Below are 15,942 nucleotides of genomic sequence, written 5' to 3' on the forward strand. Positions count from 1 at the left end.
AAGGATGTACGATGTTTGAAGAAATTCATTTTAATACCATAGAAAGACTTCCAAATTATGTTTTTGCTGAAGTTAATGCGATTAAAATGGCAGCAAGAAGAGCAGGGGAGGATATAATAGATTTTTCTATGGGAAATCCTGATGGCAAAACTCCTCAACATATCATAGACAAGCTTTGCGAAAGTGCAAATAAAGACAAAACTTCAGGGTATTCTGCTTCGAGTGGAATTTATAAACTAAGACTTGCAATTTGTAATTGGTATAAAAGAAAATACGATGTTGATTTAGATCCTGAAAGTGAAGTAGTTGCAACGATGGGTTCTAAAGAAGGCTTTGTAAATTTAGCAAGAGCTGTTATTAATCCAGGAGATGTAGCTATTGTGCCTACACCTGCTTATCCTATACATACTCAAGCTTTTATCATAGCAGGTGGTAATGTAGCAACTATGAATTTTGATTTTAATGAAAATTATGAATTAAACGAAAATACTTTTTTTGAAAATTTACAAAAAACACTACATGAAAGTATTCCGCGTCCAAAATATGTAGTAGTAAATTTTCCGCATAATCCTACAACGGTTACAGTGGAAAAAAGTTTTTATGAGAGATTAGTTGCTATGGCAAAAAAAGAAAGATTTTATATTATTTCTGATATTGCTTATGCAGATTTGACTTTCGGTTCTTATAAAACTCCTTCTATTTTTGAAGTTGAAGGTGCTAAAGATGTAGCAGTGGAAACTTATACACTTTCAAAGTCTTACAACATGGCAGGTTGGCGTGTGGGTTTTGTGGTGGGCAATAAACGCTTAATTGCTGCTTTGAAAAAGATAAAATCTTGGTTTGATTATGGTATGTATACTCCTATACAAGTTGCTGCTACTATAGCTTTAGATGGAGATCAAACTTGTGTTGAAGAGATTAAAGCAACTTACGCAAGAAGATTAGAAGTCTTGCTTGATTCGTTTTTTCAAGCAGGATGGGAGCTAAAAAAACCTAATGCAAGTATGTTTGTTTGGGCAAAACTCCCTCAAAGTAAGGCTCATCTTGGTAGTATGGAATTTTCTAAACAGCTTTTGCAAAAAGCAAATGTAGCAGTAAGCCCTGGAGTTGGCTTTGGTGAAGCGGGCAATGAGTATGTTAGAATAGCTTTAATAGAAAATGAAAACCGTATTCGTCAAGCAGCAAGAAATATAAAAAAATATTTAAGAGAATAAAATGAAAATAGCAATTTTAGGCTATGGCACGGTAGGAAGTGCCGTTGTAGAAACTTTGTTAAAAAATCAAGATTTAATCAAAGCAAGATGTGATGAAGAAATTATTCCAGTGGTTGCTTTAGCAAGAAATCCAAAACCAAATGCATTAATTCCTGTGGTTAATGATATTGATGAAGTTTTAGAGCGTGAAGATATTGATGTATTTGTGGAGTTAATGGGTGGTATTGATTTGCCTTTTGAGATAATTTCAAAGATTTTAAAAAGAAAAAAATCAGTAGTAACTGCTAATAAAGCTTTGCTTGCTTATCATCGTTATGAGCTTGAAAAATTAGCACAAGATACGGCTTTTGGTTATGAAGCAAGTGTGGCAGGTGGAATTCCTATTATTAAAATTTTAAAAGAGGGCTTGAGTGCTAATAATATTGTTTCTATTAAAGGCATTTTAAATGGCACAAGCAATTATATTTTAAGTAAAATGACTGAAGATAATGCTAAATTTCAAGAAGTATTAAAAAAAGCTCAAGATTTAGGATATGCCGAAGCTGATCCTACTTTTGATATAGAAGGATTTGATGCTGCACATAAGCTTTTAATTTTAGCAAATATTGCCTATGGATTAAGAGTAAAACCTGAAGATATCTTGATTGAGGGTGTTAGTAAGGTAAGCGATGAAGATATTTATTTTGCAAAGGAATTTGAATACACCATAAAGCATTTGGGTATTGCTAAAATAAAAGATGAAAAAATAGAACTAAGGGTTCATCCTGCTATGCTTAGTAAAGATAAAATACTAGCAAAGGTTGATGGAGTGATGAATGCTATTAGTGTTGATGGAGATATTTTGGGTGAAAGTTTATATTATGGCCCAGGAGCAGGTGGCAAGGCAACCGCAAGTGCTGTTATAGCTGATTTAATCGATATAGCAAGAAAAGAAAAAAATAGTGCTATTTTTGGATATTTAAATGATACTTCTTATAAGCTTTTAAATAAAGATGAAATTTATACAAGATATTATTTAAGATTAAAAGTATTAGATAAAATAGGGGTATTATCAAAAATCACACAATTAATGAGCGAACATCAAATTTCAATCGATACTTTCTTGCAAAAGCCAAAAAAAGAAAAGCAAGATTATAGTACTTTATTTTTTATCACTCATCAAACTTATGAAAAAAATATACAAATTTTAATTCAAAAACTTAGAGAACAAGAATTTGTAAAAGATGATGTTTTTATGATGAGAATAGAAGATTAATGGCTTTATCGCAGTATCTTTTTGGTAAAAAAGGAGAGGATTTAGCATGCGAGTATTTAAAAACTCAAGGTTTTGAAATTTTAAAAAGGAATTTTCATTCTAAATTTGGAGAAATTGATATCATTGCTATAAAAGATAAAATTATACATTTTGTTGAGGTTAAAAGTACGCAAGGAGATTATGAAGTAGCATATAGATTAGATAATAAAAAATACAATAAAATCATCAAAGCTATAGAGTATTACTTTATGAAACACAAAAGTGATGAGAATTACCAAATAGATTTACTTTGTGTATATAAAGATGATATAAAACTTTTAGAGAACATTGGTTATTAAGAGAATGTTTATTCTATTTTAATAGAATTTGAAAAAATAAAGGAGAAAAAATGGGAAAATATATTGATTTAACTACAGAAAATTTTGCACAAGCAAAAGAAGGTGTAGCTTTAGTGGATTTTTGGGCTCCATGGTGTGGACCTTGTAGAATGCTAGCTCCAGTTATTGATGAGCTTGCAAATGATTTTGATGGTAAGGCTAAAATTTGTAAAGTAAATACAGATGAGCAAGGCGATTTAGCTGCACAATTTGGTGTAAGATCTATTCCAACTATCATTTTCTTTAAAGATGGTGAAGTGGTGGATCAACTAGTTGGCGCTCAATCAAAACAAGCTTTAGCAGACAAACTAAACTCACTTTTATAATCTTAAGCCACTTTTTGTGGCTTTTCTTCATATTTTTTACTATTTAATAATTTTTATTATTTATAATTAAAGAAAAAATTTGTATAATACCTATAAATAAAACTGCAAGGAAAATATTATGTTAGATTTAGCTATTATAGGTGGTGGACCCGCAGGTTTAAGCGCTGGCTTATATGCTACTAGAGGTGGATTAAAAAATGTTGTCATGTTTGAAAAGGGTATGCCTGGTGGGCAGATTACTTCGAGTTCAGAGATAGAAAATTACCCTGGAGTTGCTCAAGTTTTAGATGGAATTTCTTTTATGGCTCCTTGGAATGAACAATGTATGCGTTTTGGTTTAAAACATGAAATGGTAGGTGTTGAGCAAATTAGTAAAAATTCTGATGGAAGTTTTAATATAAAATTAGAAGGTGGTAAAAACGAGCAAGCAAAAGCTGTAATTGTATGCACAGGCTCTACACCGCGTCGTGCTGGTTTTAAAGGTGAAGATGAATTTTTTGGTAAAGGTGTAAGTACTTGTGCAACTTGTGATGGATTTTTTTATAAAAATAAAGAAGTAGCTGTTTTAGGTGGAGGAGATACTGCTTTAGAAGAGGCGTTGTATCTAGCTAATATTTGCTCAAAAGTATATTTAATCCACAGAAGAGATGAGTTTAGAGCAGCGCCTTCAACAGTAGAAAAAGTAAAAAATAATGACAAAATAGAATTAATCACAAATGCAGTGATTGATGAGGTTTGTGGCGATAATATGGGTGTTAATAAAATTAAAATAGCATTTAATGACGGCTCTAAAAGAGAACTTGATGTACCTGGAATATTTACCTTTGTTGGATTAAATGTAAGAAATGAAATCTTAAAACAAGATAATGGTGAGTTTTTATGTGCTATGGAAGAAGGTGGTCAAGTGAGTGTGGATCTTAAAATGCAAACTAATATAGCAGGGTTGTTTGCAGCAGGTGACTTAAGAAAAGATGCACCAAAACAAGTAATATGTGCAGCAGGTGATGGAGCGGTTGCAGCACTTAGTGCTTTAGCTTATATTGAAAGTTTGCATTAATCTTCACATAAATTTCACAAAAACTAATTAAGATTCTCCTATAAAAATTAAGGAGAATCTAAAATGAAAAAAATACTAATTCTAAGCACAACTTTGGTACTAATGGCTAGTGCAAATATTACACAGCAAAATACTAATTCATATCAACAAAATATGCCTCAGCATAATCCTTATACTCAAAATTATTACGGACTTTCTAAACCTATTATGGATAAAATTCAAAGTTCTTTTCCTGGAGCTTTTATTGTGGATGTAGACTGGGAAGAATTTGGATATGAAATTAAACTAAGCAATAATATGGAAATGTTTTTTGATAGAAATGGAAATTTTTTAGGGCAAAAATGGGATGATTAATTAAAAGCGTTATTTGCTTTTAAATAAATAAACGCTACAATTTTCCAAATTCTAAAAAGGCAGATTTTAAAATGATTAATATTGGAATTCATGGAAGTAATGGGCGTATGGGTACTCAAATAAGACTTTGCTTAGAAGATGATGAGCAGGCAAAGGCTAGTGCGTTTTTTGATCAAGGATCAAATTATGAAGATTTTTTTAATAAATGTGATGTGATTATTGATTTTTCTACTCCAAAGGGTTGTGAGGATTTGCTTTTATACGCAAGAAGTAATCCCAAGCCTTTGGTGATAGGTACTACAGGTTTAGATGCTAAGCAAAATGAATTGATGCAAAGTGCGAGCATTACCATGCCTATTCTTTATGCAACTAATATGTCTTTGGGTGTGGCGATTTTAAAAAAACTTTCTTATTTAGCTAGTGAAGCTTTGAGAGATTTTGATATAGAAATACTTGAAATGCACCATAATAAGAAAAAAGATGCTCCAAGTGGTACTGCGATGACTTTAGCACAAAATGTTGCTAAGGCTAGAAATTTAGACTTAGAAAAGGTTAGAGTAAGCGGTAGAGATGGGATTATTGGGCAAAGAAGCAAAGATGAAATTGCAGTGATGAGTTTAAGAGGTGGTGATATAGTAGGTTCTCATAGAGTTGGTTTTTATAATGAAGGTGAATTTATAGAATTAAATCATACCGCAACATCACGAGCTACTTTTGCAAAAGGTGCGATAAAATGTGCAAAATGGCTAGTTTCTCAAGAAAATGGCTTATACGATATAGATGATTGTTTAGGAATTTAAATGTGTGCAGTAGTTGGAGTAATTAATTCAAAAAATGCAAGTACGGTGGCTTATTATGCTTTGTTTGCAATGCAGCACCGTGGACAAGAAGCAAGTGGGATTAGCGTAAGCGATGGTTTAAATATAAAAACCCATAAAGCTAAAGGCGAAGTAGGACAAATTTTTAATACACAAATTCTAGCAGGATTAAAAGGCGAGATAGCTATAGGACATAATCGTTATTCTACCGCAGGAAATTCTTCTTTGCATGATGCACAGCCTGTTGCAGCTACTTGTTCTTTGGGTGATATTTCTTTAGTGCATAATGGAAATTTGATTAATAAAGAAGAAGTTAGAAAAGAGCTAATTGATAATGGTGCTATTTTTCACTCAAATATGGATACAGAAAATGTGGTACATTTAATAGCAAAAAGTAAAAAAGAAACTTTAAAAGATAGATTTATAGAAAGTTTAACTCAAAGCAAGGGAGCGTATTGCTTTATGCTTGCTAGCAAAAATCAACTTTTTGTAGTAAGAGATCCTTATGGGGTTAGACCTTTATCTTTGGGTAGATTAAAAGATGGTGGATATATTGTAGCAAGTGAAACTTGTGCTTTTGATTTGATAGAGGCTGAATTTATCCGCGATGTAAAACCCGGTGAAATGCTAGTTTTTACTCAAGGTAGTGATGAGTTTGAAAGTATTCAAGTTTTTGATAAGATAGATCCAAGAATTTGTGCATTTGAATATATTTATTTTGCTAGACCTGATAGTATTATAGAAGGTAAAAGTGTATATGAAGTGCGTAAAAAAATGGGCGAAGCCTTGGCTAAAAAATTTAAAGAAAAAGTAGATTTTGTAGTGCCAGTTCCAGATAGTGGCGTGAGTGCTGCTATAGGTTTTGCACAGTATTTAAAAATTCCACTTGAAATGGCAATAGTGAGAAATCATTATGTTGGAAGAACTTTTATAGAACCAACTCAAGAAATGAGAAATTTGAAAGTAAAATTAAAACTCAATCCTATGAAAAAAGTTTTAGAAGGCAAAGATATAGTGGTGATTGATGATAGTGTGGTAAGAGGAACAACTTCTAAAAAAATCATCGCGCTTTTAAAACAAGCAGGTGCAAGAAAAATCCATTTGGCTATAGCATGCCCAGAAATTAAATTCCCTGACATTTATGGTATAGATACGCCTACTTTTGAAGAGCTAATCTCAGCTAATAAAAGTGTTGAAGAGGTTAGAGAATATACAGGTGCAGATAGCTTGACTTTTTTGGATATTAATGAATTAGTTTCAAGTATAGGCGATGAAAGAAAATATTCTTTGATTAGTTTTGATGGGGATTATTTTATTAAATAATCCCTATTTGCATTTTAATTGTTTAAATATTTTATAGCTTTGAAAATGAGGTGGCAATCCCACTTCAAATGAAAAATCTTTATAAGTATGCCCTGGCAGGTTTTTTGCGATATTTATATTATATGAAGCATCTCTTTGTTGTTGGTTTGCTCTTTTGATACTATCAAAATTTTGTTGATTAAAAATTTCACCACTAACTTCATGTTTTTTATTATCATCAATTATTCTAAGCTCTAAAAAGCATTCTGAAAGTTTAAAATTAGTATCGTTGGTAATTCTACCTTTTATAATAATGCTTTCTGTTGCCAAACGTCTATAGGTTGAAAAATTACTCAAACTTGCTTTTTTAGTGTATTGATCTATGGTTAATAGTAATGATATGGTTAAAATCAAGGCAAGTATAAAACTTACTATGCAAAAAATAATCATATATTTTTTATTTTGAACTTTTAAGTAAAGTAAAACCCAAGTTAAACTTGTAGAAGCTAGCATAATGAAAATGATTAGAATATGAAAAAAAGTAAAATATCCCATTTAAAAACACTTTGAATGAATTTCGATGTCAAATTTTTGACCTTCTTTAAAATCGGAAAATTTAGTTTTTAAATTAATAGTTTGGTTGGGGTTTATTGTTTTTTCTATAATGGTAGATTTGCTTCTTAGAGGTTTTATAGTGTGTAATAAATTTTTAAAAGTGCTATTATCATCACTTTTCTTAAAGACTTCTACTTTTAATTTGCAGTATCTAAAGCTTTTTTTAGAAGTGTTTGTTAAGCTATAATCAACGCTGAGTGAGCTGTCATATACAAAAAATTGAGCATTATCTAAACTAGCTATTCTTGATCTAACTTTGGTGTCAATTAAAAAATATCCCAAATACGCAATACTAGCTGAACATAAAATTCCTAAAAAAATAACCGTAAAAGCAAAAGCAGGTTTATTTCTAATAATTAAAGCAATAAATAAAGTGATAATGAAAAAAAATATAACCAAAGCCATTAGTAAAAAATCAATCAAGTGCAAATGAGTAGTATAAAAAATCATTTGCTCTCGAATGTGCTGGGCGTTCATTATCACTCTTTAATTTTAGTTTGCTACCGAGCTTGTTCTTTTGCTATCTTTACTATCAACCCAAATATTTGGCACAGCTCCACCAGGTGTTAAGAAAATTTTGGCATCTTTGTTAACCTTAAGTGCTTCGTTAAACTGTTTTTGAGTTTCAATTTGTTTTAAATCAAGCAAAGGATTATTTAAACTTTTTGCTATTTCTCTATTTGAATATGCTTGCGCATCAGCTTCTATTTTAACTGCACTTGCTCTACCTTTAGCACTAATGATGGTTGCATTTGCTTCCCCTTCAGCTAAAGCCGCTTTTTTAAGTGCTTCTTGGTTAGCTCTTTCTACTTCATATTTAGTTCTTTCAGCTTCTTGTTTAGCAATTTGTACTCTTTCAATTTGCTCTTTTACTTTTATAGGCAAGATAATCTCTCTAAGTTGAACTGCTTGAAGCTCAGCAGGCTCATTTGGCTGGCTTTCTATAGTTTTTCTAATACCTTGATCAATTTGCACTGCTATGGTGTTACGATTTGTTGGAAGCTCTTCTGCAGTATATTGACCTACCACATTTCTTACTACATCTCTTACAACCGGATCAATGATTTTATTTTCCCAATTAAGTCCCCATGTTGCGATAGTTTGAGGAACTTGTAAGGGATTTAATCTATATTGAACGGTTACATCAATAGACACAGGCAAACCTCTTGAATCAAGAACAGAGATACTATTTTTATTTACAACTCCTGAACCTATTTGTAAATTTTCATTTACACCTTCAATAGAAGCATAATTAATTTGTCTTACTCTAGTATCTACTATAGTGATTTTTTGTAATACTGGCATAAAAAAATGAAGTCCTGGTTCAAGTGGAGTAGGGCTGTATTTACCCGTGGTAGACTTGATCCCCATTTCTCCTGAATTAACTATTGCAAAAGGTTTAAAAAGTGCAAAAACTAAAATAATTGCAATCGCGCTATAAATTAATGGAGAAAATTTTCCAAAACCTTTGAAGTTAAATTCAGGAGCTTTGAAATTTAAATTTTGCTTATTGTTGTTTTGATTGTTTTTTTTGTTAAAATAATCATTCAAATCAGCTGGCATTTAGTTCCTTTGTTAAATATAAGTTAGCATAGAAGCGTATTTTTCATTGCGTCCATAAACTATATCAAAATACGCATTTTGGAGCTTTGTTGTTAGCTCACCTCTTTTTCCATTTCCTATAATTCTTGCGTCAATATTATTTATCGGAGTTATTTCTGCTGCAGTTCCTGTGAAAAATGCTTCATCGGCCACATAAACTTCATCTCTTGAAATTCTTTGGCGCACTACGCTTATGCCCAAATCATGTGCAATTTTTAAAACAGTATCTTGAGTGATACTTTTTAATGAAAAATCATTTGGTGGTGTGATTAATTTTCCATCTTTAACCATAAAAAAGCACTCGCCTGTTCCTTCTGCTACAAAACCTTCTTCATCAAGCATTAAAGCTTCTTCATATCCTGCTTCTATAGCTTCATATTTAGCCATTTGAGAATTTAAATAATTTGCACTTGCTTTGGCTTTACCTAGGCTAGATTTTACGCTATTTCTAGCAAAAGAAGAAATTTTAACCTTAATACCTTTTTCTAAGCCTTCTTCGCCCAAATAAGCACCCCATTCCCAAGCAGCAATAGCTACTCTAACAGGAGCTTTAGCATGATAAACTCCCATAGTTCCATCGCCCAAAAAGATCAATGGGCGCAAATAAGTGTTATTTTGAAAATCATTTGCTCTTAAAAGTTCAACTTGTGCATTTTCAAGTTCTTCTTGAGAAAAAGGTGAGTTGATTAAAGTGATTTTTGCAGACTCTAAAAGTCTTTTGGTATGTTCTTTTAATCTAAAAATTGCTAAACCATTTTGTGTTTTATAAGCTCTTGTTCCTTCAAAAACTGCATTTGCATAATGTAATGAATGTGTTAAAACATGAATTTTTGCATCATCAAAATCAATGATTTTTCCATCCATCCAAATTTTTTTTGCCCTAATCATGAGTAAGCCTTTATTGAAAATAAAACTAATTTTATCAAAAATATACTAATAATTGCTAGAATATAGTAAAATTCTTTATTTAAAGCAAGGAAAAACAATGCCTATTATTAATATTAAACTTGCTAAACCAGAATTTAGCAAAGCACAAAAAGAAGAGTTAATAGCAGATATTACAGAACTTTTACATACAAAATATAATAAACCAAAGCAAAATATAGTCATAATGTTAGAAGATATTGAACCGTATAATATTGCTTTTGGTGGTGAAAGTGTAGAAAAATTAAGATTGAAAGGTAAAAAATGAAAGAATTACAAATTGGTGATAAAGCCCCGGTTTTTGAACTTTTAAATCAAGATGGAGTTAAAATTTCTCTAAGTGATTTTTTGGGTAAAAAAATTATTTTGTATTTTTATCCAAAAGATAATACTCCAGGTTGCACTACACAAGCTTGTGAATTTAGTCAAAGTTATGATGATTTTTTAGGAAAAAATGCTGTGATTATAGGTATTAGCCCAGATAGTGTGAAATCACATGAAAATTTTATAAAAAAATATGATTTAAAACACACTTTATTAAGTGATAGTGAAAAAGAAATTTGCAAACTTTATGGCGCTTGGGGTTTAAAGAAAAATTATGGAAAAGAGTATGAAGGACTTATAAGATCTACTTTTGTAATTAATGAGGAAGGAAATATCACAAAAATTTATAAAAATGTAAAAGCAAAAGATCATGCTTTTAAGGTGTTAAAAGAATTATGTTAGTTCATATTTGTTGTAGCGTGGATAGTCATTATTTTATACAAGAATTAAGCAAAACCTATCCCAAAGAGAAAATCATTGGGTATTTTTATGATCCAAATATTCATCCATATAGTGAGCATGAACTTAGATTTTTAGATGTTAAACGCAGTTGTGATAAATTAGGCATTAAACTTTATAAGGGTGAATATGAGTATGAAAAATGGCTTGAGAGCGTAAAGGGCTATGAAGATGAGCCTGAAAAAGGTGCAAGATGTCAAATTTGTTTTGATTTTAGAATGCATAAAAGTGTTGAATTTGCCCAAAAAATAGGAGAAAAAAAACTTACAACAACTCTTTTAACATCTCCTAAAAAAGATTTAGAGCAACTAAAATTAGCATTACAAAAAGAATGTGATAAATTTGGCATAGAGTTTTTAGCACCTGATTTTAGAAAAAATGGAGGCACGCAAAGACAATTTGCCCTAGCAAAGCAAGATATGCTTTATCATCAAAATTATTGCGGATGTATTTATGCACTTTCTAAACAAAAGGGTCAAAAAGCTTTTATAGATGAGCTTATGAGTCCTATTAATAAACAAATATTGCCTTCAAGTATAGAAGAAAAAATCAAATTTTATAATCAAGTAAAAAATTTAGAAAAAAAGGGTATTAAATTTGAAATTCAAAGGGAGAAATTTTTAAACTATCGCTTATTAAGAGCTTTGATAAAACAAAACAAACAAGCTATAAAAACTCATGTTTTATTTTACTCACATTTTAAAAATTCTTACACCAAATTTAGTATTTTAGATGAGGGTTTAAAGCATTATAAAAGTGCAAAGGATGAGATTAATTTATGGAGTTTTGATTATTTTAATAGCTTATGTAAAATGCGATTTAAAAATTACGAAGATTTTTTACAAAATCCTTTGAAAATAGAGCAAGAAATCAAAATAAGACAAAAACATTTTGGTGCTTATGATCTTTCACCAGTAATTATTGTTGAAAATATCGTTAAAGGTGCTTATGAATTTATGGCAAAAAGTGAAATTTATTTTGATAGTAAAGAAAAGATTGTGAAGTTATAAAACTTAATTAATTTATTAATATTTTTTTTGTAAAATCTGAATTTTGAATATATTTTAAGGCTAAATTTATGATAGATGTAATGCAAATTCAAAAAATTTTACCGCATAGGTATCCATTTTTACTTGTAGATAAAATCGTAGAATTAAAAAACAAAGAAGTTGTTAGAGGTTATAAAAATATTAGTATAAGCGATCATGTTTTTATGGGGCATTTTCCAGATCATCCAATTTACCCAGGTGTGTTAATTTTAGAAGGTATGGCGCAAACTGGAGGGGTTTTGGCATTTGAAAGTATGGATGATAAAGTAGATCCAAGCACTAAGGTAGTATATTTTACGGGTATTGATAATGCTAAATTTAGAAATCCAGTGCGTCCTGGTGATAGACTTGATTATGAAATGAGTGTAGTGAAAAATCGTGGAAATATGTGGATTTTCCAAGGAAAAGCTTTTGTAGATGGACAATTAGTTGCAGAAGCTGAACTTAAAGCTATGATAGTAGATAAATGATGAGCAAAATTCATCCAAGTGCAGTTATAGAAGATGGAGCTATCATAGCAGATGATGTTGTAGTAGAAGCTTATGCTTATGTTGGTAAAAATGCTAACATAGGCGCAAATACCATCATCAAACAAGGTGCAAGAATTTTACCTAATGTAACTATAGGTGAGAATTCAAAAGTGTTTTCTTATGCTATAGTTGGAGATATCCCGCAAGATATATCTTATAAAGATGAGATAAGCTCAGGTGTTATTATAGGAAAAAACGCGGTTATTAGAGAATTTGTTACTATTAATTCAGGTACAGCTAAAGGCGATGGCTTTACAAGGATAGGTGATAATGCTTTTATCATGGCTTATTCTCATATTGCGCATGATTGTACTTTAGGAGATCACATCATCTTAGCAAATAATGCTACTTTAGCAGGCCATGTAGAACTTGGAGATTATACCGTAGTAGGTGGGCTTACTCCAATACATCAGTTTGTTAGAGTGGGCGAGGGGTGTATGATAGCAGGTGCTAGCGCACTTTCTCAAGATGTGGTGCCATTTTGCTTGGCTGAGGGAAATCGAGCAAGCATTAGAAGTTTAAATTTAGTAGGCATTAGAAGACGCTTTGATAAAGAAGAAGTTGATGTTTTAAGCAAGGCTTTTAAATTTTTATTCAGACAAGGAAATTTAAAAGATAATGCTTTGAATTTATTAGAAAGTACTTCTAGTGAAAATGTTAAAAAAATGTGTAATTTTATCTTAGAAACAAAAAGAGGAATTCCTATATATAAGGAAAAAAACCATGGTTAAAAGATGTAGTTTTTGCAATGAAATAGAAACAAGCGAAAGAAGAATTTTAGTAAATGATTATAACAATGCCTTTATATGTGAGTATTGTGCTGAAAGTGCTTGCAATATTTTCTTTGGAGAGGAAAAAGAGCTAAAAAATAAAGAAGTTGATAAAGAAAATTTTAAAGATATAACCCCTAAAGAATTAAAAGCATATTTAGATAAATATGTCATCGGACAAGATAGAGCTAAAAAAATCTTTAGTGTAGGGGTGTATAATCACTACAAAAGACTTTTTAGATCTGACTTAGAAGATGATGATACAGAATTAGCAAAATCAAATATTTTATTAGTAGGTCCAACAGGAAGTGGAAAAACTTTGTTAGCGCAAACTTTAGCTAGATTTTTAGATGTGCCTATTGCAATTTGTGATGCGACTTCTTTAACTGAGGCAGGTTATGTAGGAGAAGATGTTGAAAATATCCTTACTCGTCTTTTACAAGCTGCTGATGGAGATGTGCAAAGAGCTCAAAAAGGGATTATATTTATTGATGAGATCGATAAAATCGCAAGAATGGGTGAAAATCGCTCCATTACAAGAGATGTAAGTGGTGAGGGTGTGCAACAAGCTTTACTTAAAATCATTGAAGGATCTTTAGTAAATATTCCGCCAAAAGGTGGTAGAAAACACCCAAATCAAGATTTTATACAAATAGATACGACTAATATTTTATTTGTGTGTGGTGGGGCTTTTGATGGTATTAGTGATATCATTAAAAGAAAACTAGGCGATAATGTCATGGGCTTTTTTACTGATGATAAAAAAGATGAAAAAGAAGCCTTGCTTCAAAGATTAGAGCCTGATGATTTAGTGCATTTTGGGCTTATCCCTGAACTTATAGGAAGACTGCATGTGCTTGCTTCTTTAGATGAGCTTGATGAAGAAAGTATGGTGCGTATTTTAACTGAGCCAAAAAATGCTATTATTAAACAATATCAAAAACTTTTTGCTATTGATAATGTGGAATTAAAATTTGAAGATGAGGCACTAAGAGAGATTGCTAAGCTTTCATTAGAGCGTAAAACGGGAGCTAGGGGTTTAAGAAGTATTATTGAAGAGATGATGGTAGATTTGATGTTTGATTTGCCAGAGTATAATGGATATAGCATAGTAATTACTAAAGAAGTGATCAAAGAAGGTGCAAAACCTTTATTTATAAAAAATAAAAAAGTTAAAGGCTGAGAATGATTTTAGATCAAATAATTGGATTTTTTTCAAGTGATATGGGGATTGACTTAGGTACTGCAAATACTTTAGTTTTGGTAAAAGATAAAGGTATAGTGATTGATGAACCTTCGGTTGTTGCAGTAGAGCGTGAAAGATATGGTAGGGTTAAAATTTTAGCTGTTGGAAAAGAAGCTAAGGAAATGGTAGGAAAAACCCCAGGTAATATCGAAGCAATCCGTCCTATGAAAGATGGTGTGATTGCTGATTTTGATATGACTGAAAAAATGATCCGTTATTTTATAGAAAAAACTCATAGAAGAAAATCTTTTTTAAGACCTAGAATTATCATTTCAGTACCTTATGGTTTAACTCAAGTTGAAAGAAAAGCAGTTAGAGAAAGTGCTTTAAGTGCAGGTGCTAGAGAGGTATTTTTGATAGAAGAACCTATGGCAGCAGCTATTGGTGCAAATTTACCTATTAGAGAGCCTCAAGGGAGCTTGGTGGTAGATATTGGTGGTGGTACAACTGAAATTGGTGTTACTTCTTTAGGTGGACTTGTGATTTCAAAATCAATTCGCACAGCCGGCGATAAACTTGATACTAGTATAGTAAATTATGTAAAAGAAAAATACAACCTTGTCATAGGTGAAAGAACGGGTGAGGAGATTAAAATCGCAATAGGCTCAGCAGTTCAGCTTCCAAAAGAGCTTTCTATGGTAGTTAAAGGGCGTGATCAAGTAACAGGCTTGTTAAATAGAATCGAACTAACAAGTGAAGATGTAAGAGAAGCTATGCGCGAACATTTAAAAGAAATCGCTGATGCTTTAAAAATCGTTCTTGAAATGATGCCGCCTGATCTTGCAGCTGATATTGTTGAAAATGGTGTTGTTTTAACAGGAGGCGGAGCTTTAATACGCGGGCTTGATAAATATTTATCTGAAATTGTAAAACTTCCAGTATATGTAGCTGATGAGCCACTTTTAGCAGTTGCAAAAGGTACAGGTAAAGCTTTAGAAGAAATTTCATTATTACACCAGCTAACGAATGAAGAGTAAAATTCTTAGCGTTTTAATATTATCTTTTTTAGTATTTATTTCGTTTTATTATGGAGATGTAATAAAACGAAATGTTTTAGATTTAAATATTGCTATTGTTAATCAATTTTCTCAAAGTATTGATCTTTTAAAAAACAAATTCAACGAACATTTTAATCAAGCTGAAGAAATTAGAACTTTAAGAGAAAGAAATGCCGAGCTTGAAAAAAATAATATCTACATGAAAAACTTTGCTAATGAGCTAAATAATATTTTAAGCGATAAAAACTCAAGTTTTTATTATCCTAATGTGAGTTTAGTTAAGGCAACTTCTTATGCGCAAATTAGTGATTATCATAAGGTTTGGCTTGATGTTGATTATAAAGGAAAAATCAAAGGTTTAATTTATAATGGTTACACAGCAGGCATAGTCATAGAAAAAAATGGTAGAGCTTTGGGGCTTTTGCAAGGTGATGAGGAATGTATTTTTTCTGTTTACATAGGCAAAGAACAAGCACCAGGTATAGCCCATGGAAGAAATGATTATGTTTTAGTTAAGTATATCCCTAAATGGCTTGAGCTTAAAATGGGCGATAAGGTTTATACAAGTGGTTTAGATGAGATTTTCTTTTCAGGAATTCCGGTGGGAGAAATTTTTAAAATAGAAGAAGAGGGTGCTTATCAAAATGCTTATGTTAAACCTTATGCTAAGATGAAAGTACCAAGCTATTTTTATATGGTAGAAAATTTATAGTAAAAAATTA

At 31.2% G+C, this 15,942-nt stretch carries 20 protein-coding genes; 16 read left to right on the top strand and 4 right to left on the bottom strand.

The features are described from left to right. Positions 1 to 11: 11 nt before the first annotated feature. The 8 genes from L8V82_RS05500 (at position 12) to purF (ending at position 6,724) form a co-directional block, all read left to right on the top strand. On the top strand, positions 12 to 1,214 hold the full coding sequence (locus L8V82_RS05500) for an LL-diaminopimelate aminotransferase (protein ID WP_263724282.1): 1,203 nt from the start codon (positions 12 to 14) through the stop codon (positions 1,212 to 1,214). A 1-nt stretch (position 1,215) separates the two neighbouring features. Continuing rightward, positions 1,216 to 2,469 (top strand): homoserine dehydrogenase, encoded by a 1,254-nt coding sequence (locus tag L8V82_RS05505; RefSeq protein ID WP_263724283.1) that lies wholly within the window; start codon positions 1,216 to 1,218, stop codon positions 2,467 to 2,469. Then, positions 2,469 to 2,807, top strand: a complete 339-nt coding sequence (locus L8V82_RS05510) for a YraN family protein (RefSeq protein ID WP_263724284.1) — start codon at positions 2,469 to 2,471, stop codon at positions 2,805 to 2,807. The genes L8V82_RS05505 and L8V82_RS05510 overlap by 1 nt, the downstream gene beginning before the upstream one ends. Positions 2,808 to 2,857: 50 nt before the next feature. Beyond that, positions 2,858 to 3,172 carry a thioredoxin gene (trxA, locus tag L8V82_RS05515; protein ID WP_039619298.1) on the top strand — a complete coding sequence of 105 codons (315 nt, stop codon included), beginning with the start codon at positions 2,858 to 2,860 and terminating at the stop codon, positions 3,170 to 3,172. 118 nt (positions 3,173 to 3,290) lie between these two features. Next, on the top strand, positions 3,291 to 4,229 hold the full coding sequence (gene trxB, locus L8V82_RS05520) for a thioredoxin-disulfide reductase (RefSeq protein ID WP_263724285.1): 939 nt from the start codon (positions 3,291 to 3,293) through the stop codon (positions 4,227 to 4,229). Positions 4,230 to 4,292: 63 nt separating this feature from the next. Continuing rightward, positions 4,293 to 4,583, top strand: a complete 291-nt coding sequence (locus L8V82_RS05525; RefSeq protein ID WP_263724286.1) for a PepSY-like domain-containing protein — start codon at positions 4,293 to 4,295, stop codon at positions 4,581 to 4,583. Positions 4,584 to 4,654: 71 nt separating this feature from the next. Next, entirely contained in the window at positions 4,655 to 5,383 is a 729-nt protein-coding gene (gene dapB, locus L8V82_RS05530) for a 4-hydroxy-tetrahydrodipicolinate reductase (protein WP_257404173.1), read from the top strand. Next, positions 5,384 to 6,724, top strand: coding sequence for an amidophosphoribosyltransferase (gene purF, locus L8V82_RS05535; RefSeq protein WP_263674960.1), 1,341 nt, complete (start codon positions 5,384 to 5,386; stop codon positions 6,722 to 6,724). It abuts the gene before it with no gap. Between the two features lie 3 nt (positions 6,725 to 6,727). Here the strand turns inward: purF and L8V82_RS05540 are convergent, their stop codons facing one another. Genes L8V82_RS05540 through ilvE form a run of 4 tightly spaced genes read right to left on the bottom strand, consistent with a single transcriptional unit; the run spans position 6,728 to position 9,808 of the window. After that, entirely contained in the window at positions 6,728 to 7,258 is a 531-nt protein-coding gene (locus L8V82_RS05540; protein ID WP_263724287.1) for a DUF2393 domain-containing protein, read from the bottom strand. Continuing rightward, positions 7,259 to 7,795 (bottom strand): DUF2393 domain-containing protein, encoded by a 537-nt coding sequence (locus L8V82_RS05545; RefSeq protein WP_263724288.1) that lies wholly within the window; start codon positions 7,793 to 7,795, stop codon positions 7,259 to 7,261. 15 nt (positions 7,796 to 7,810) lie between these two features. Beyond that, positions 7,811 to 8,881, bottom strand: coding sequence for a prohibitin family protein (locus L8V82_RS05550; RefSeq protein WP_039619283.1), 1,071 nt, complete (start codon positions 8,879 to 8,881; stop codon positions 7,811 to 7,813). Positions 8,882 to 8,893: 12 nt separating this feature from the next. Continuing rightward, positions 8,894 to 9,808: a branched-chain-amino-acid transaminase gene (ilvE, locus tag L8V82_RS05555; RefSeq protein ID WP_012662102.1), complete on the bottom strand. Its 915-nt coding sequence runs from the start codon at positions 9,806 to 9,808 to the stop codon at positions 8,894 to 8,896. Positions 9,809 to 9,905: 97 nt separating this feature from the next. Here ilvE and L8V82_RS05560 point away from each other — a divergent pair, with 97 nt between their 5' ends. From L8V82_RS05560 to mreC, 8 genes are all read left to right on the top strand, one after another. Beyond that, on the top strand, positions 9,906 to 10,112 hold the full coding sequence (locus L8V82_RS05560; protein ID WP_039619281.1) for a tautomerase family protein: 207 nt from the start codon (positions 9,906 to 9,908) through the stop codon (positions 10,110 to 10,112). Then, complete coding sequence (bcp, locus tag L8V82_RS05565) at positions 10,109 to 10,570, top strand: thioredoxin-dependent thiol peroxidase (RefSeq protein ID WP_263724289.1); 462 nt, start codon at positions 10,109 to 10,111, stop codon at positions 10,568 to 10,570. Before L8V82_RS05560 ends, bcp begins: the two co-directional genes overlap by 4 nt. Further along, positions 10,564 to 11,637: an epoxyqueuosine reductase QueH gene (locus L8V82_RS05570; protein WP_263724290.1), complete on the top strand. Its 1,074-nt coding sequence runs from the start codon at positions 10,564 to 10,566 to the stop codon at positions 11,635 to 11,637. The genes bcp and L8V82_RS05570 overlap by 7 nt, the downstream gene beginning before the upstream one ends. Positions 11,638 to 11,705: 68 nt before the next feature. Beyond that, positions 11,706 to 12,146: a 3-hydroxyacyl-ACP dehydratase FabZ gene (fabZ, locus tag L8V82_RS05575; protein WP_039619275.1), complete on the top strand. Its 441-nt coding sequence runs from the start codon at positions 11,706 to 11,708 to the stop codon at positions 12,144 to 12,146. Next, a complete protein-coding gene (lpxA, locus tag L8V82_RS05580) occupies positions 12,146 to 12,937 on the top strand; it encodes an acyl-ACP--UDP-N-acetylglucosamine O-acyltransferase (protein WP_263724335.1) in 792 nt (263 codons plus the stop codon). Before fabZ ends, lpxA begins: the two co-directional genes overlap by 1 nt. Then, positions 12,930 to 14,159, top strand: coding sequence for an ATP-dependent Clp protease ATP-binding subunit ClpX (clpX, locus tag L8V82_RS05585; protein WP_263724291.1), 1,230 nt, complete (start codon positions 12,930 to 12,932; stop codon positions 14,157 to 14,159). Before lpxA ends, clpX begins: the two co-directional genes overlap by 8 nt. A 2-nt stretch (positions 14,160 to 14,161) precedes the next feature. Then, positions 14,162 to 15,199: a rod shape-determining protein gene (locus L8V82_RS05590; protein WP_012662095.1), complete on the top strand. Its 1,038-nt coding sequence runs from the start codon at positions 14,162 to 14,164 to the stop codon at positions 15,197 to 15,199. Beyond that, positions 15,189 to 15,932 (top strand): rod shape-determining protein MreC, encoded by a 744-nt coding sequence (gene mreC, locus L8V82_RS05595; RefSeq protein ID WP_214116643.1) that lies wholly within the window; start codon positions 15,189 to 15,191, stop codon positions 15,930 to 15,932. The genes L8V82_RS05590 and mreC overlap by 11 nt, the downstream gene beginning before the upstream one ends. Positions 15,933 to 15,942 lie beyond the last annotated feature (10 nt).

Source organism: Campylobacter sp. IFREMER_LSEM_CL2151, assembly GCF_025771725.1.
GTDB lineage: Bacteria > Campylobacterota > Campylobacteria > Campylobacterales > Campylobacteraceae > Campylobacter_D > Campylobacter_D lari_C.

Coding starts and splice junctions, on each gene's coding strand:
- L8V82_RS05500 (WP_263724282.1), top strand. CDS start 12: ATGTTTGAAGAAATTCATTTTAATACCATAGAAAGACTTCCAAATTAT.
- L8V82_RS05505 (WP_263724283.1), top strand. CDS start 1,216: ATGAAAATAGCAATTTTAGGCTATGGCACGGTAGGAAGTGCCGTTGTA.
- L8V82_RS05510 (WP_263724284.1), top strand. CDS start 2,469: ATGGCTTTATCGCAGTATCTTTTTGGTAAAAAAGGAGAGGATTTAGCA.
- trxA (WP_039619298.1), top strand. CDS start 2,858: ATGGGAAAATATATTGATTTAACTACAGAAAATTTTGCACAAGCAAAA.
- trxB (WP_263724285.1), top strand. CDS start 3,291: ATGTTAGATTTAGCTATTATAGGTGGTGGACCCGCAGGTTTAAGCGCT.
- L8V82_RS05525 (WP_263724286.1), top strand. CDS start 4,293: ATGAAAAAAATACTAATTCTAAGCACAACTTTGGTACTAATGGCTAGT.
- dapB (WP_257404173.1), top strand. CDS start 4,655: ATGATTAATATTGGAATTCATGGAAGTAATGGGCGTATGGGTACTCAA.
- purF (WP_263674960.1), top strand. CDS start 5,384: ATGTGTGCAGTAGTTGGAGTAATTAATTCAAAAAATGCAAGTACGGTG.
- L8V82_RS05540 (WP_263724287.1), bottom strand. CDS start 7,258: ATGGGATATTTTACTTTTTTTCATATTCTAATCATTTTCATTATGCTA.
- L8V82_RS05545 (WP_263724288.1), bottom strand. CDS start 7,795: ATGAACGCCCAGCACATTCGAGAGCAAATGATTTTTTATACTACTCAT.
- L8V82_RS05550 (WP_039619283.1), bottom strand. CDS start 8,881: ATGCCAGCTGATTTGAATGATTATTTTAACAAAAAAAACAATCAAAAC.
- ilvE (WP_012662102.1), bottom strand. CDS start 9,808: ATGATTAGGGCAAAAAAAATTTGGATGGATGGAAAAATCATTGATTTT.
- L8V82_RS05560 (WP_039619281.1), top strand. CDS start 9,906: ATGCCTATTATTAATATTAAACTTGCTAAACCAGAATTTAGCAAAGCA.
- bcp (WP_263724289.1), top strand. CDS start 10,109: ATGAAAGAATTACAAATTGGTGATAAAGCCCCGGTTTTTGAACTTTTA.
- L8V82_RS05570 (WP_263724290.1), top strand. CDS start 10,564: ATGTTAGTTCATATTTGTTGTAGCGTGGATAGTCATTATTTTATACAA.
- fabZ (WP_039619275.1), top strand. CDS start 11,706: ATGATAGATGTAATGCAAATTCAAAAAATTTTACCGCATAGGTATCCA.
- lpxA (WP_263724335.1), top strand. CDS start 12,146: ATGAGCAAAATTCATCCAAGTGCAGTTATAGAAGATGGAGCTATCATA.
- clpX (WP_263724291.1), top strand. CDS start 12,930: ATGGTTAAAAGATGTAGTTTTTGCAATGAAATAGAAACAAGCGAAAGA.
- L8V82_RS05590 (WP_012662095.1), top strand. CDS start 14,162: ATGATTTTAGATCAAATAATTGGATTTTTTTCAAGTGATATGGGGATT.
- mreC (WP_214116643.1), top strand. CDS start 15,189: ATGAAGAGTAAAATTCTTAGCGTTTTAATATTATCTTTTTTAGTATTT.